Source organism: Mesorhizobium sp. M4A.F.Ca.ET.090.04.2.1 (assembly GCF_003999085.1).
Taxonomy (GTDB): domain Bacteria; phylum Pseudomonadota; class Alphaproteobacteria; order Rhizobiales; family Rhizobiaceae; genus Mesorhizobium.
The window spans coordinates 1-14,466 of sequence record NZ_RZOT01000075.1 but is presented as its reverse complement, the minus strand read 5'-3'; the positions used below and the strand labels follow the sequence as shown (position 1 = coordinate 14,466).

Below are 14,466 nucleotides of genomic sequence, written 5' to 3'. Positions count from 1 at the left end.
TTGGAGATCCGTCCCTGAATGTCGATCGTTGAACCGGACTGCCAGCGCCGCGACGTCAGCCCGAAGTAAGCGGCGACGTCGCGCGAGCGGTGAAAGCGCGTGGGATCGTCGATCGCCGTCATGAAGGAGAGCGCCGTCACCCGACCACGTCGGGAATAGCCATGAAGCGCCGGCACGGCTCGCTGTGCGCGACGATCCTCACGACGAGATCATGCAGCCGGCAGTACTGTCGCCACAGCGCCGCGCGCGCCGTCAGCATGGCGTCCATCAGCTCGGCCGACAACGGATTGTCCGCCACCGCCTGGCGTACCGCGCGTTCGAAGGCGCCACGTCCGACCTTGCCTAAGGCGGATGCCGAACGACTTCAGCGAGTGGCGGATGGCGTTCTCCAGGTCGAGGAACTTCGGCCTTCAGATTGCGCCGGTGCGTCAGCAAAAGGCGCGTCCGGTAGCTCAATGGCTCGACGGACACGAACTCCGACGCCATGCTCGAACATCAAGTCGGCAAGTTGGCGCCCATCGAGCAGAATGACGCGTTGAGACAGGTGCTTCACGAATTCGTGGGCATGTGGGCTGAATGTCGAGGTGGTCACGAAAACACCCTTCGTCGCTCCTAGCCCTACCAGACTGCCGACGAATCCTTGAACATCAGGTCGCCCAATAGCGTTTGCGACAGCATAACGCTTCGCTTGAACATACACCGATCGAGACCGAGCCGATCCTCGTTGATTACGCCATCAACCCCGCCGTCGCCCGAGCGCCCAAGCTGGGCGGCTGCGTTCTTATGCGATCCGCCATAACCCATGGCGACAAGTAGATCGACAATGAGCCGCTCAAAGAAGGCCGGGCTGTTTTGGCCTATCCTGTCCAAAATGTCTGCCCGCAAAGCGGTTAGTACCGCCTGATAGGCACTTTCGATCTGCTCTTCCGGCGTCGCCTCCGTCGCGACGTCGGATGGCGTCTCCCCTGCACTATCATCGGAGCCGTTGCCCTTGTAAAACTTCCTAAACTCTGGGTGTTTCAATAGCAGCTTCACGTCGATGCGGTCAGGGCCGCTGGTGAGCAATGACAGACCTGCTTCGGTGGCAACGAACCGCCCTCGTGCGGGAGAGGCGAGCAGTCCCGCTTTGCTCATGTAGAATTTCGCCCAGTGGATACGGTTGTGTAGCACGTGCTGCTTGCCGCTCGGCAACAGCTGCTCACGCTCTTCAGCGGTGAGACCAAACCGTGCAGCAATCTCGGCCTCGGCTAGTGGGCGGAGGTTTCGTCCTTCGAAGAGACCTCAAGAACCGGGAGCATGAGCGATTGGTAGTCAGGGATCGGCATCGTGCTTTCAGCCTTCGAATACACGGAATGCAGTTGAGGCGGCGAGCGCTGACACGTGGGAATATCCCCGACTGTCGGGGGCATTACTGTCGATCGGCTTCGCTGAGCTTGACCTGCGGCAACTCATCGCCGCGACACCTTACTCGTGGAGGCAATCCCTTCGCCAGCGGGGGCCTCCGACGGAGTCGCCAAAGCGAAACGCGCAAACCTACCCAATCGCGTTCCAATTCTTGCTTACGAACAAGCCAGTCTGGAAGCACGCTGTCCATCGCTTTCCAGAATTGCTTGGAGTGGTTGTGATGCAGCAGGTGAACCTGTTCGTGTAGCACCACGTAGTCGATAACCTGTACCGGCAGCTGTAGAAGTCGCCAGTTAAAGTAGAGTGTCCTATGCTTGCCGCACGAACCCCAGCGGAATCCAAGGTCCCTCACAATCACCTTAGATGATTGTCTGCCCGCTTAGTCGTTCAAGCTCGGCCGATCGTGATCGGAGCCATGCAGCCCCTTCGTCCATGAACCATCGCTGAAAATGTAGAGCAGCCTTCGGAGATCGTGGACAAGCGCGTGCGCCGTTACGATTTGACGGTGAGTGGTTTGAGCTCAGGCGCAGTGCAACGAAAGTATCTTCTATCTCGGCCGAAGCTACCGACTTCGCAGCGTTGCGGCGCGTTGGACGATCTCGTCGAGCACATATCCGTCCTGATCAACCGCTCTCCACACCCAGGATTTCTGACCGTTGATGCGCACCACGACTTCATCGAGGTGCCAGACATCGTTTTCGTTTGCGCCTTCGGCGTATGCGGCGGGCATAATCAGGCAGTGCATCGGCACCATCGGAGGATGGTCTCGTGGGGAACGACAATCCCGCGATCGAGCAGCATTTCCCTGACATCGCGCAGACTCAGATTGGAGCGGAAGTAGCCAGATAGCACGGGCCACAATTTCGATCAGGTAGTTCGATCACACGTCATTTCGTCAGTATCGATTGTCGCGCATCTCGGAACCAGATCCGCCCTGCGTGTGAACGATCTTGAAACGAGATGATGTGGGACGACAATCGGTATTTGACCACTACCATTTAAATAGAGATTCTTTGGCCGCTCGCTTCCGCTGAGCTTGATAAAGCGCTGACATTAGCACGAAACAATGAATGGGAGGAGGAACATTTCATGTCGCAAGAACTCGAATATCTTAGCCGTTACGTCGCTGCGGGCCGCCTGAGCCGACGTGAATTTCTCGGCCGTGCGACGGCGCTCGGCGTTTCAGCGACGTTCGCCAATTCGATCCTCGCCAGCGCTGCGCGCGCGCAGGGGCCTGTCCGCGGCGGTATCACCAGGGGCGGCCTTAGTGGTGCTGGGGCAACCGACAGTCTCGATCCGGCGACGTCCTCGAAGATTATATCAAGATCGTGGATATGATCAGGCGCTTAGCGTTATTGCGAGGAACGTTAGTGAAGGAACTTCAAGCGCGTCGTAACGACACTAGCTCCTGCGAAACGTGATCATCACCTAAGTGGAAGAACCGGAGCTGTGGCCGAACAGCGACAATCACCGCAATAGGTCGGAGAACAACCCGCTGCGCGGGATGGACGCGCGTGGTAAGGTAGAGGTCACGATCCGGTTGCCGCGCCCGCATTGAGCGTCGTTCGGCGGGGCAGAGCATCACAGGCTTCGTCAACAAGAAGCCTGACCACCCCCACCCTGTTCTCGATGCACCGATCAGCCCGCCGCGCCAATGGTTGATTGACGACATGACCATGCGCCGGTTCAGCCAGGAGGCGCAGCGCAACTACGTCCGCGATGTCGGGCGGTTCGCAAGCTTCCTTGGCCGATCGCCTTGCGAGACGCTGTGTTAGAGCAGCCAATTGTTATGCGAGTGCATCTTGCTTAAGCAAATTGCACTTTTGCCAAACGTCTTTATAGACAAAATGGGCTCTGGCGTAGAGGATTAGAATAGCCAATGGGAGGGGAACGAAATGCACAATGGTCGTAAAGAGAGCGAGCTGCTCGCCCATGCAAGACTGGTCCACGGCAGCGTAGAACGACCAATACAGGGCCGCTAGCCCGAACAAGGATGTGACGGCCGCGCAGCATGTTACCCAAGTGGCCAAACTATCGTCATTGATGACGATCTCTCGCTTTGCCGATTCCAAACGTGCCCGAAGGCTGCCGGCTGATGAGGGGTTTCTCACCTTTCTTGTTCCGATTAACGTTTCGATTGCCGCGATCTGGCGTGCAAGCGGTCCTCGAGGAACGATTGCCAGCTCTCTAAAAATCGACAGCGCCAAATTCAATCCGAACGCTAGTTGAAGCAGTCCGGAAAACTCATTCAGACGAAAACACTCTGTTGCGAGCGACTGAGATGCCATTGAAACTTACCCCCCGACCTTCGGCAGTGGAAAGCATCCGCCGCGCGCGACGATTGTCAATTGAAGCGGTCGCGATTGAGGCGAATATCCGACCAGATTTCTTGACTGAAATGGAAACAACCCCAACCGACGTCAGCAAGCGAGTGGCGTTTTCACTTTCCTCCGCTCTGGCTGTACCGGTCCAGTTCCTGTTCGCCAAAGACGTAGAAATCGACGCCAATATGCCTGATTTTCGCGCCGCCAATAATAGGCCAGCGGTTCTTACATCGGCAGGACTAACGCGAATCGCGCGTGCTCGTTCTATCGCCGCCTACCTGGCGGACCGAGCGTTCGAAGACTGCGCCAGGTTCGCCAATACAAATAGCGTGACCATCCATCAGCAGTCGACCGCGCGAAAGCTATTGAAATCGCTCTATGTCCCCGTCCAGCGCGTCGATGGATCGGTGGATCCTACCCTAACGTTCAGGGAGACGCGTGTATCGCTAGAGCGGAAAGGCATCATCGTGCTCTGCGATAGGGTAGCGGACCCGTTCCGTGGGTTTTGTTACTCTCCTACCGGTGACTTTCCCATCATCTTCGTGAATACAACCGGGCAGCGGCCCGCTACCAAGCTGTTCACACTGATGCATGAAGTGGTGCATGTGCTCCTTGGCAAAACGGGAGTTTCAGACCCCGCCATTCTCAACAACCAGGTTGAAAGATTCTGCAACTCGGTGACTGCCTCGGTCATGATGCCTGCGGAGGAATTTTCCCAAGCCTATAAAAGCGTCGCGGGAAGGGGTGCTAGGGCCGTCGTTGATCTCCTTTCCAGACGATTTGGCGCCAGTAAGCAGGCGAGCGCCTTACGCGTCTCTGATTTGGGCTTGAGCAAAGGCTTTTACGCTGCGTGGTCTGCGACCCTGCCGTCTGAAGTCCCCATGATCGAAGAAGAAGACGAAGGTGAGGAAAACAGCGGGGGCGGTGGAATTAGCTCGCAGATTGCCAGGTTCGGATATCTTCTGCCTAACATGCTCACCGCCGCGGTCGACAGGAAGGCAATCTCTCAGTTCGATGCGTACCGGCTCACCAATCTGAAGCCAAGTACGATAAAGCAGATCGCCGCCATCGGTGTTAACCGGCTGGGGCCATAACAGCATGGCCTATAGCGGCATCAACTTTGTGCTTGATCTAGAGGCATGCCTCTATTTTAGCGAAGCTGGCGGAAACCTGAAAGCCGCTCTGTTCCAACGAGCGAAAGTCGAACGCATTGCGGTACCCAAAGAGGTTTTCGACCAGGTTCGTATCTTCGACAAGAGCTTGGCCGATGAGATATCGGAGTCGGACATCGAAATTGTCGAACTCGATTCCGACGTATACGTGGCCGCTTGCGCACTCAACGAAATCTTTATGACCTCAGGGCATCGGTTAAACGCGGCCGCAAACGAAAAGGTCCCCTTCATAGCTCTCGTCCATTGTGCGCAAAATGGCGCTAAGCCGCCATGCCATTTGGTATCCGGCGACAACGGACTCCACTCCTCGTCGATGAGAAGCCTCTGTGCCGCCCTGAAAGTCCCTTTCATGGAAGTCACCAGCTTCTAGCAGCATTTTGGCGCTGTGCGGGAACTTGGTGTGGGACCAAGTGGCAGCTTTGCTCGAAAACCCATCTAAGCGACTGTGCCCTTCCCGAGAGATGGGTGCACTTCACCATGTCTCCGGTATAAACCGTAACCTATGTGTCCAGAATGGACCCCTGATTTCTTTGGCGCACCCTATCTCTTAGAAACTTTTAGGCAACTTGAAATGCCGAGCGACGCTCGAATCCGAAACTGCGCTCCGACTTCCGCCCTCGTGCTTACGTGGTTGCTTACGCGAGAGATCGGTGCTGGTTGGAGAGAACGTCATGACTAAGATCACCAAAAGGGTTGTCGACGCCGCCCAGGTCCGCGAAAAGGACTACGTCATCTGGGATGAGGAGCTGCTCGGTTTCGGCCTTCGTGTGTTCGCATCCGGCAAACGCAGCTATGTCATCAATACAGGGCAGCCGGCCGCTCGCCTCGCTACACCATCGGCCTCCACGGGATTGGACGCCCGAGACGGCACGACCGGAAGCGAATGTCCAGTTCGGCCGTGTCGCTCAAGGCGACAATCCTGCCGACGAGCGTGAACTCGACTACAAAGCAATCACCATCAAAGAGCTGTGTGCGCGATATATCGCCGATCTGAACGCGGGGCTTAACCTGCAAGCGGTATGAAGCCCCGCTGCCGATTTAGTATTTCTCGAAGGTCGGATTGTAGTCTTTACAGGCCATTTCGCTCAGAATCGAATTCGAGTCGCGCAAGGCACGTAGCAAAGACGGTTTAGTAAGGCCGGCCAACGTCACTTTCTCTGCCGAAACGCCAACAATGACGCGCAGAAGAACGGCGAAGACGTGACGAACGAGATCAAGAGAGTGATCGTCCGGCCCAATAGTCGCTGACTGGTCTCTTTCGCTTCTCGCCATGCCAGCGAGGATTGTTCATGAATGTCAGCGTGTCTCCCAAATTGGTGGGCACGCCATGAGCGATGTCATTCCTGATCGCAAACGCGAGACGGGCTGCATTGCACCATGTCTCAAGCAGGGGTGCGCTCCTCTCCTGCTGGCAGGGTTGAGGCGAATGTTTCAAGCATCCGATCAAATCAGAGATCATCTTCGCGTCGGTCTCGGGTCGAATGCCCGTTGGATTGGCGCCCTCGAGCTTCCACAGTGCCCGCTCCAGGTGATGTTCGATGGCGGCGGCGAAGATGATGATCGCCGCGATACGCTGGCTGACCATGGGCGTCAGCCCAAGCCGCTCTTCGAGGGTGTCGGCCCTTCCATACGTCATTACAGGGGTAGTTTCATCTCGCTCACTCCTGACCGTATCCCCACAGCCGTTTCTGCCGCGCGATCTTGAGCCCGACCGTATTGATGGAACCCCCGGCCGCAGGGCAGATCCCCTGCGATAGTCACGGAGCGAGGAAAAATCCATCCAAATCGAATTATCCTCGTTGATGGACTTCGTGACGTGAATTTCCGACGCTAAAAAGGTCGAAATGCCAATTCTTCTCAGTAGGATCAGGCTGTCGAATTACTTATCCTAAGGCATCATCGTCATCTTCGGAAAGGACGCCCCGATGACTGACGAGCGTTCCCGCGGCCGCCCTCGCGGCACAGGCAAGAACGATACAGTCTTCCTGACCATGGTTGCAGATCTCATGGTGAAGACGCCTGGCCTGAAGTATACCACAGCCATGACGCGCATCGTTCGGCAGCGCACGGACTGGGATGCGGCGAGTCCAGAGGCGGCGGTCCGTCGCTGGCAAGTGAAATGGAAGGTGCAAGGTGAGGCACTTCTCGCCGCTGCGCATGAGCGCGCCATGCCGAAGCCTGTAGCTCGGATAGGCCGTCATTCGCGCTTGCCAGACATGAGCGAGGCGCAGGCGATCGTCACGCTGATCCTAGATGCCGTGCGGAACCACGACCCCGTTCATTACCGCTCGCTTGAAACCACACGCTAACTCCCTGCGCTGAGTGTAGGTGATTATGGAATTCGCGGAGCGGCAATAGTCATCGTAGGATTACAACGTTGGCAACACTTTGCGACCTGGCAACACGGCTACCTCTTGTGATCGGGGGACTGCTCGACCGCGAGACCAACCTCAAGCGCGGTAGGTTCCGGGAAGAAACCATGACCGACATCCTCACGGGCGCGCTGGCCGCGTTCGCCGGTCCAGAGCTCGTCATCTCCTACCCGATCGAAAAGGACACCGGGGGTGATCTTGATCTGCGGTTCTGGAACGTGTCTGAGGGTCGCGACCTTTGGGTGCGGATCCAAGCCAAGCGCCTAAACGCCGCCGTGGTCCAAAACAAGAACCGCTCCTACAGCGAGCTGCTGCATAGGCCCTCGCCCAAGCATGACTATCAATTCCGCACCCTGCGGGACACGCCCCCGCCGTGGGTCCCACTTTACCTCTTCTACAATCATGCGAGTGTGACGATGGACCCTAACTTCAGGGGGCTGGTCCCCTCTGTCAGCGGGGCGAACCTAGCCTTTGCGAGCGACATCGCCGCCGAACTGGAGGCGAAGCTCGCTGGTGCCAGTGGGACGCCGAAAACGGGAGCGCTTAACAAGCGTCTGTCCATCTGCGGCCTCATTTCTTTTGCCTCGAGGCACTACTTTGTCCTCGGAGCACGGTTCGGAGCGAGACGGTTCCGACACCTGATACGGTCTCTGCCTTCCTGAGAGAGCGATATGTTCGTAGCGCCCCTGCCAGGCCTCGCGAAAGGTACGGGGACGAAACCTTCCGCCGGCTATCTGAACCTCATGAGCTCATGACAGCTGATGGGATTGGTCGGACCTTGCAGGACGGTCCGGCGGTACGTATCGACCGGCAGCTCGATTACCCGTTAGTTACGTTCATCTCCGGTCGCACCGGAGACTCCCGTACGCCTGTCATCAGCGACGTGCCCTCACAGCGAGGCTGAGCTGGGGCTCGCCATTAATAGGGATTGGCTGGCTAAATTGGGGGCGGACTAAAGACATTTGAGCCCAGCGGCCCATTTCAGGCAAAGCTTGCGTAGTAACTTTGCGCCTCATTTTGGCTCTGGTCGACTTCCAAGCACTTGACAAACTACTGGTCAATTCGTCGATCCAGCGGAGCGGAGGTCGGAAGAGAACCGCGTCGCGTGGAGCCGGTCCATCTCTGTGTCGAACCGGTGCCACAGAAGAACGCCCTCCTCACCGAGCATTTCGCTGTCGCGTTGGAAGCGGTTCTCCTCGTGCACGGCGTCCAGCGGATCGCGCCAAGGGAAGATTGCCGTGGCTTCGAGCTTGGCCAGTGTCGTTTCCAGACGCGATCGGATCGCTACCCGCTCTGATTGCGATAGCGTGTTGCGTTCGGCGTCGTCTTGCGCGAACAAGTCTGCTTGAGCGAATCTCATGGTGGCAACTTATGCTCTCGCGCATGCGGCGGCAACGGTACAGCCTCAAGCGGGAGGGGAAAGTGGCAAACAGTTGGCGCGGAGATCGTCTGCCCGACATCGTCCGATCGATGGCTTCCCGGCCACGACACGAGGCGTTGCGGGGCCTGATCACGGAACTGCTGCGAGAAGGCTTCGGCGCCGCGTTCAGCGAGTTAGAGCACGAGCGCTACCTTGTCGACAACAGTGGGCGGATCGACGTGGCGTGGGGCGCCACCGTGATCGAGCTGAAGAGCGATCTACGGCGCGAAGAGCGTGATGTCGTCGCCCGTATGCCCGACTATCTGGCCGATGCAAGCCGCGGCAGCGCACCTGGCCGTACCACCGTCGGTCTTGCCACCGACGGCGCGACGCTGCTCGCTTACACGCTGGATCTCGGCAGGCTCACGAGCATCGGCCGCTATGACGTCGACGTCGACCACCCCGAACGGTTGCTGACCTGGCTCGAGCCGCTGCTCTCGCCCGTTCCCGAGGTGATGCCGACACCGATCGCTGTCGCGCTCGCGTTCGGTCGATACAGCCTTGCCTTCGGCCGCGCGCACGCGCAACTGCAGCGCCTGTGGTCCGAGGTCGGCGACCATCCCGAAGTGCGGTTGAAGCGGAACCTGTGGGATGGGTTGCTGCGCCAGGTATACGGCGATGACGTGGGCAGTGATGCGCTGTTCCTCCAACACACCTACCTGACTATCCTCGTGAAGGCGATCGCGGCGCGCGTCCTCGATCTGGAAATTGGCGATCCGGCGGAGATGCTGTCGGGCCGGTTGCTGGCGAATGAGGGTATTGTCGGCGCCGTCGAGGCTGACTTCTTCGACTGGCCCCTACTCGCAACGGGCGGCGATGACCTGGTGCGTTCGCTTGCCGCCGAAACGATTCGTTTTCGCCTGCGCGATGTCAAGGTCGACGTGCTCAAGAGTCTCTACGAGAGCCTGATCGACCCCGACGAGCGCCACGACCTCGGTGAATACTACACCCCCGACTGGTTGGCCGCGCGGGTGGTCACGGCGGCTATTCCTCGCCCGCTGGAACAGCGGGTGCTCGATCCGTCCTGTGGCTCTGGGACCTTTCTGTTCCATGCGCTTCGCCGCCTGATCGAAGCCGGTCGGCAGGCTGGGGTGCCACCAGCCGAGATCGTCGAGACTTGTGCCGATCGCGTGTTCGGGATCGACGTGCACCCTGTCGCGGTCGCGCTCGCGCGCGTCACGTGGCTGCTGGCACTCGGCGATTTGGTACAGGATCGGCCGCCCACGCTCAGCGTGCCGGTTTATATGGGCGACTCGATGCAGTGGAACCTGCGACCGCTGGGCGCATCGGCCGAAGTGCTGGTCGACGTGCCGCCCAACGATCCGCCCCTGCGCATCCCCGCCGGCTTGGCGAGCGACCAACATCTGTTCGAGCGTGCGCTCGACGAGCTCAACCGCGGGCTCGACACGCTCGCCGAGCCGGAGGCCATTCGCCATGCCATCGCTCTCGCCGGCGCGACCACCGAGGACGCGGCCATGCTCGGCCAAACGTTCGCGCAGCTCAAGGAACTCTATCTTGACGGCCGCAACCACATCTGGACTTTCATTCTGCGCAACTTGCTGCGCCCAGTGTGGCTGTCGCATCCCGATCACCGGGCTGACGTCCTGATCGGCAATCCGCCCTGGATCGTTTATCGCCACCTGAGCGCGGACATGAAGGACCGGCTGCGCGAGGCGCTGCGGAGCTACAATCTCTGGGTCGGTGGCAGTCTGGCCACACAACAGGACATGTGTGCGCTGTTTTGGGCGCGCGGCGCGGAACGCTACCTGCGCGACGGCGGCGTGCTGGCGCTCGTTCTGCCCTATGCCGCGCTCAACGCTCCCGTGTTCGCCGGAATGCGCGACGGGGGCATGGAGCGCGTGCGGGTAGCGATCATCGGCGGTTGGGGTCTGGAGCGGGTGTGGCCGATCTTCGGTGCGCAATCCGGCAGCAGCACGACGAGCACCTGTGTGCTGTTCGGTGAGCGTGACCGTGCCGGGCCGCCGCCGGCGGAATTCGATCGCTGGGTAGGTGTGCTTCCACGGCGTGATGCCAGCGAGGCCGAGGCGGCCGAGGTGCTCGCGCATATGCGCGCGGCTTGGCCAAGGCCGAGAACGCTACTTGCTGCATCTCCATATCGGACACGCTTCCGTAATGGTGCAAGCCTCTTTCCAAGGCGCTTTGTTCTCGTGGAGTATGCCGCAGCCGGACGCCTGCAAAGCCGCCGCGATGCGCCGCGCCTGCGCGGCCGTGTTGGTAGTCTCGACAAGCGGCCGTGGACCGGCGTCGAGCCTCCCGAGGGCCCGGTCGAACGCATATTCGTGCGTCGAATTGCGCTGGGAGAGTCCGTCGCACCTTATCGGGTCCTCGACCTCGTGACGGGCGTGGTTCCGATGGAGAGCGGTGCAATCCTCACGGCGGCAAGCGCTGACGCACGAGGCCATCGTGGCCTTGCGGCGTGGTTGCGCGATGCCGAAACGAAGTGGAACGAGCATAGCAACAAGGGGGTAGACGGCGCGCCTCGTATGACGCTGACGCGGTCGCTAAACCACCTTCAAAAACTGGTGGCGCAGGCGGCGAGATCGCCGATTCGAGTTCTCTACACCAAAGCTGGAACGCGATTGAGCGCGTGCTGGCTAGAGGACGACGATGTGATTATCGACCACAAGGCCTATTGGTCGGCCGCCAACTCACTCGAAGAAGCCGCGTACGTTGCTGCCGTCCTGAACACGAGTATTGTGCTTGATCGCGTAAAGGACCTTCAGCCAGTCGGACAGCGAGATCCGCGTGACTTCGACAATCTCGTCTGGACGCTGCCTATCCCTGAATTCGACGCTTCCGAGGCACTGCACGTGGACCTTGCCGCGGCGGCGCTGCACGCTGCCGGAATCGCCGCCCGCATCGAACTACCCGACAGCGCGCACTTCACCGCCAAGCGGCGGGCGATCCGGCAAACACTAGTCGACGACGGCGTAGCGGAAACGATCGAACGCCTTGTCGACGCGCTACTTCCACCTTGACACCCGCACTAGAGAAGGTCCGCTATCGGAACCAATCCGCCCGTCCCCTGCCGTCCGCTCCCGGGCCTTATGCTGCCCCTTAGCCTGACGAATTGCAGAGTGCCGTTAAACCAAGTCATATAATTCGTGTCCACTTGCTATGCATTCGAATGTTAATATATTGTGCGTATGAGAGGTCGTAATTTGTCATAACCTACGCACAGCTCGCACACTCCAAGGCGGTCTCAGGCTTTGTCGATAGCCTTCAGGAGCCGCGCACGCCTTATATCTCGCCGAAGCGCCTGTCGCAGGCGCTGGGCGTGAAGGTGGCCAATCTGGCACAGTTGACCGGGGTTCATCGCAACACGCTCCGCAATCCCTCATCGGAACGCCTGCAGGGCCGGATGCGCGAGATGGTACAAGTGATCTCGGCCGCGACGGAGCTCACCGGCGACGTCGACAAGGCGATCTACTGGTATCGCAACGAACCGATCGCCGACTATGGCCACCACACGGCTGCCGATAGGGTGCTACAGGGCTGAGCATGCTCGTCGCGTTGGTTGAGGACGAGGGGCACGACCTCATTCCCCCGCTTGCCCGATCGGCCCTACAGCAATTGCGTGAGGTGCACGAGAAGGTCGGTGAGCTGGACCGACAGATTCACATCTGGCATCGTTCGCACGAGTTGAGCCGTCGCCTCGAAACGATCCCCGGCATCGGTCCGATCACCGCCAGCGCAATCGTTGCGACCGTGACAGATGCTTCCCTGTTCAAATCCGGCCGGCAACTCGCGGCTTGGCTTGGCCTGGTGCCGCGACAGAACTCATCCGGAGGAAAGGATCGGCTCGGGCGGATCAGCAAGCAAGGCGATCCCTACATCCGTCGCCTTCTTGTTGTGGGAGCCCATGCCGTGCTTCGCTTCTGTCGTAAGGGCAAAGCGGCACCCACTCGCTGGGCTGCCGAGCTTCTGGCGAAAAAGCCGTACAACGTCGTTGCGGTGGCCTTGGCAAACAAGATGGCCCGGATCGTCTGGGCGCTGATGACTACGGGCAAGCGCTTCGCGGATTCACCGGCGTAGTGACGTAGTCGCAGAGGATGCACAGAGGTTGGTGAGGTGCTGATGGTGTGATGACCGACGGTCGAACCGGGATCGGAAAAACCCGCTCAGTGGGTGCCGCTCAAAAAGCGCGTTGACCTGTCTGGGATCCGATCCGCGGACTTCAAGGCCAGCGGCATGAACAGGCCGCACTCAAAGGCCGAATACATGCCTGCACCCGACCAACCTGTCATCAATGTCAGAAAGCCCTTGCCACGCGGAGGCTGTCCATACATGCACTGTCTTCTCGGATCCGAGACCGGAAAGGCCGCGCTCGGCGATCTCGATCTTGGCGCCGACTGCGTGCGGCACGCACGAATGTTTTTCGACCGTCCCGACTATGACCTCGCCTCAGCAGTCCCGGGCAGCTTCGCGATCGCGCCCGCTCCAAAGATGGTGGACGCGCTCACGCGCGACTATGCCAATACGGCGGCCATGATCTTCGGCACTCCGCCGAGTTTCGATGACATTCTGGAATCAGCACGGCAGATTGAGCAGGACATCAACACCCATTCCTAGTCGCCTGGCCACGTCGCCGGGGCATCATCAAGGCGGTGTCGAGCAAATGGTCTGCTACTTCAAACCCGAGGGCATCGAAAAACATCACGCTGGCCGAGAGGACATGCATTGGCAGTTCGCTGAACTGCGGGATCGCTTTCTTGGTCGTAAGTATCAAACCGAGCGTGGCCACGAGTTCGAAATCACCGAGAGGGACACGGTCTTCGACGCGACGCTGACTATCCAGGCAGCATTGGCAGCCGCACAGCAGGCTGCGGAGGACGAGGATTTATTAGGCGAAGGCACCGCCGACGTGCCCCCTGTAGAGTCGCCTGACTGGCTTCTAACCAGAGAAGAAGTAGCCATTCTCCAAGAGGCCGGCGTCGAACTGGAAGATGAGTACGCGCGCAACCTCGAGCGCTTAATGGAGGGTCCTGCACAGTCTCCGTTTCGTCTCCCAACGCACCAAAAAGGCAACTGCGCAGAGCAAGCCTTCTATCCATCAATCTCCCTTTTCAAAATCATCATATCTCTGACCAACACTGCGATATTTTTCGCGGCGGAAGGAGCCAGGCACAGTCATTTCATGCGCAACAGCATTTCTAAGTTTCTCAGCTCGCCGGAACACGTCGGCGGCCGATGTCGCGCTCCGGGGGAGCTCTATTCCTTTTCGAACAATATCAGATTTGTCGCAGAACTGAGTGAATAGGATCTCGTCCACAAATCCATCATCACTCTTCGCATCGGCGATCACTTGAGAAATCTTCTTTCTTCTTTCGGCGCTAAGCTTCTCCAGCCAGCGGCCCGGCGTTTCGAAGCGTCTCCCTATCGCATCCGCCATGGACATCTCGAATGCTGTCACGAGAGCAAAGAGGGCTGCTCGCACTGGCAATTTCTGCATGCTGAAATGCTGACGAGACCTTCGATCTGGCGTGAGGAAACAACTAGGGTCAGGACCCATTAAATTGTTGAGTTGAAGGAGCGATGATGATTCAAGGTGGCTGGAGGTGGCCACCATGGGTGATTTGTTACTGCTGTCGCCGACGCAGATGCGGCGGATCGAGCCATTCTTTCCACGCTCGCACGGGGTACCTCGGGTCGATGACCGACGGGTGCTGAGCGGGATTCTGTTCGTGATCCGTAACGGGCTGCGCTGGCGGGATGTGCCGGCCGCCTATGGTCCGCACAAGACGATCTACAAC

General features: G+C 59.1%; 10 protein-coding genes and 8 pseudogenes. 13 read left to right on the top strand and 5 right to left on the bottom strand.

Annotated features, from left to right (window positions below):
• The 3 pseudogenes from EN781_RS34730 to EN781_RS08135 form a co-directional block, all read right to left on the bottom strand.
• Positions 1 to 453: pseudogene (locus tag EN781_RS34730) on the bottom strand (transposase); the annotation flags it as partial.
• A gap of 94 nt (positions 454 to 547) precedes the next feature.
• A pseudogene (locus EN781_RS34720) lies at positions 548 to 1,191 on the bottom strand (restriction endonuclease); the annotation flags it as partial.
• Positions 1,192 to 1,993: 802 nt separating this feature from the next.
• Positions 1,994 to 2,244, bottom strand: a pseudogene (locus tag EN781_RS08135) (DDE-type integrase/transposase/recombinase); the annotation flags it as partial.
• 249 nt (positions 2,245 to 2,493) lie between these two features.
• Between EN781_RS08135 and EN781_RS08130 the strand changes: the two are divergent.
• The 5 genes and pseudogenes from EN781_RS08130 to EN781_RS35180 all read left to right on the top strand — a co-directional run.
• Positions 2,494 to 2,706 (top strand): annotated as a pseudogene (locus tag EN781_RS08130) (twin-arginine translocation signal domain-containing protein); the annotation flags it as partial.
• A gap of 693 nt (positions 2,707 to 3,399) precedes the next feature.
• Complete coding sequence (locus EN781_RS34005; RefSeq protein ID WP_127220023.1) at positions 3,400 to 3,633, top strand: hypothetical protein; 234 nt, start codon at positions 3,400 to 3,402, stop codon at positions 3,631 to 3,633.
• A gap of 58 nt (positions 3,634 to 3,691) precedes the next feature.
• The gene (locus tag EN781_RS08120) at positions 3,692 to 4,822 is read left to right on the top strand and encodes an ImmA/IrrE family metallo-endopeptidase (protein ID WP_189347394.1); all 1,131 of its coding nucleotides are present in this window, start codon (positions 3,692 to 3,694) and stop codon (positions 4,820 to 4,822) included.
• Positions 4,823 to 4,826: 4 nt separating this feature from the next.
• Entirely contained in the window at positions 4,827 to 5,270 is a 444-nt protein-coding gene (locus EN781_RS08115; protein WP_029354749.1) for a hypothetical protein, read from the top strand.
• A gap of 301 nt (positions 5,271 to 5,571) precedes the next feature.
• Positions 5,572 to 5,911 (top strand): annotated as a pseudogene (locus EN781_RS35180) (Arm DNA-binding domain-containing protein); the annotation flags it as partial.
• Between the two features lie 202 nt (positions 5,912 to 6,113).
• On the opposite strand, the gene EN781_RS08105 reads toward EN781_RS35180, so the two are convergent.
• Entirely contained in the window at positions 6,114 to 6,485 is a 372-nt protein-coding gene (locus EN781_RS08105; RefSeq protein ID WP_127220022.1) for a hypothetical protein, read from the bottom strand.
• Positions 6,486 to 6,825: 340 nt separating this feature from the next.
• Between EN781_RS08105 and EN781_RS08100 the strand changes: the two genes are divergently transcribed.
• Together EN781_RS08100 and EN781_RS35940 are read left to right on the top strand one after the other, a co-directional pair.
• Entirely contained in the window at positions 6,826 to 7,209 is a 384-nt protein-coding gene (locus tag EN781_RS08100; protein WP_091597881.1) for a hypothetical protein, read from the top strand.
• Between the two features lie 107 nt (positions 7,210 to 7,316).
• Positions 7,317 to 8,176, top strand: a pseudogene (locus EN781_RS35940) (DUF6615 family protein).
• 153 nt (positions 8,177 to 8,329) lie between these two features.
• On the opposite strand, the gene EN781_RS08090 reads toward EN781_RS35940, so the two are convergent.
• Positions 8,330 to 8,632: a hypothetical protein gene (locus EN781_RS08090; RefSeq protein WP_127313414.1), complete on the bottom strand. Its 303-nt coding sequence runs from the start codon at positions 8,630 to 8,632 to the stop codon at positions 8,330 to 8,332.
• A gap of 11 nt (positions 8,633 to 8,643) precedes the next feature.
• Here EN781_RS08090 and EN781_RS08085 point away from each other — a divergent pair, with 11 nt between their 5' ends.
• From EN781_RS08085 to EN781_RS08060, 6 genes and pseudogenes are all read left to right on the top strand, one after another.
• Positions 8,644 to 11,691 (top strand): N-6 DNA methylase, encoded by a 3,048-nt coding sequence (locus EN781_RS08085; protein WP_084831476.1) that lies wholly within the window; start codon positions 8,644 to 8,646, stop codon positions 11,689 to 11,691.
• 188 nt (positions 11,692 to 11,879) lie between these two features.
• Positions 11,880 to 12,194, top strand: a pseudogene (locus EN781_RS08080) (hypothetical protein); the annotation flags it as partial.
• A 56-nt stretch (positions 12,195 to 12,250) separates the two neighbouring features.
• Positions 12,251 to 12,748, top strand: a pseudogene (locus EN781_RS08075) (IS110 family transposase); the annotation flags it as partial.
• Between the two features lie 156 nt (positions 12,749 to 12,904).
• Positions 12,905 to 13,285: a hypothetical protein gene (locus EN781_RS08070; protein ID WP_236473639.1), complete on the top strand. Its 381-nt coding sequence runs from the start codon at positions 12,905 to 12,907 to the stop codon at positions 13,283 to 13,285.
• Between the two features lie 46 nt (positions 13,286 to 13,331).
• A complete protein-coding gene (locus tag EN781_RS08065; RefSeq protein WP_091597887.1) occupies positions 13,332 to 13,973 on the top strand; it encodes a hypothetical protein in 642 nt (213 codons plus the stop codon).
• Between the two features lie 307 nt (positions 13,974 to 14,280).
• On the top strand, positions 14,281 to 14,466 hold a 186-nt coding region (locus tag EN781_RS08060; protein WP_145965460.1), incomplete at its 3' end, for a transposase.

Bases quoted from the DNA above. Each gene is read 5' to 3' on its own strand.
- EN781_RS08100 (WP_091597881.1), top strand. From the start codon at position 6,826: ATGACTGACGAGCGTTCCCGCGGCCGCCCTCGCGGCACAGGCAAGAAC.
- EN781_RS08090 (WP_127313414.1), bottom strand. From the start codon at position 8,632: ATGAGATTCGCTCAAGCAGACTTGTTCGCGCAAGACGACGCCGAACGC.
- EN781_RS08105 (WP_127220022.1), bottom strand. From the start codon at position 6,485: ATGGTCAGCCAGCGTATCGCGGCGATCATCATCTTCGCCGCCGCCATC.
- EN781_RS08070 (WP_236473639.1), top strand. From the start codon at position 12,905: ATGAACAGGCCGCACTCAAAGGCCGAATACATGCCTGCACCCGACCAA.
- EN781_RS08085 (WP_084831476.1), top strand. From the start codon at position 8,644: ATGCTCTCGCGCATGCGGCGGCAACGGTACAGCCTCAAGCGGGAGGGG.
- EN781_RS08065 (WP_091597887.1), top strand. From the start codon at position 13,332: ATGGTCTGCTACTTCAAACCCGAGGGCATCGAAAAACATCACGCTGGC.
- EN781_RS08115 (WP_029354749.1), top strand. From the start codon at position 4,827: ATGGCCTATAGCGGCATCAACTTTGTGCTTGATCTAGAGGCATGCCTC.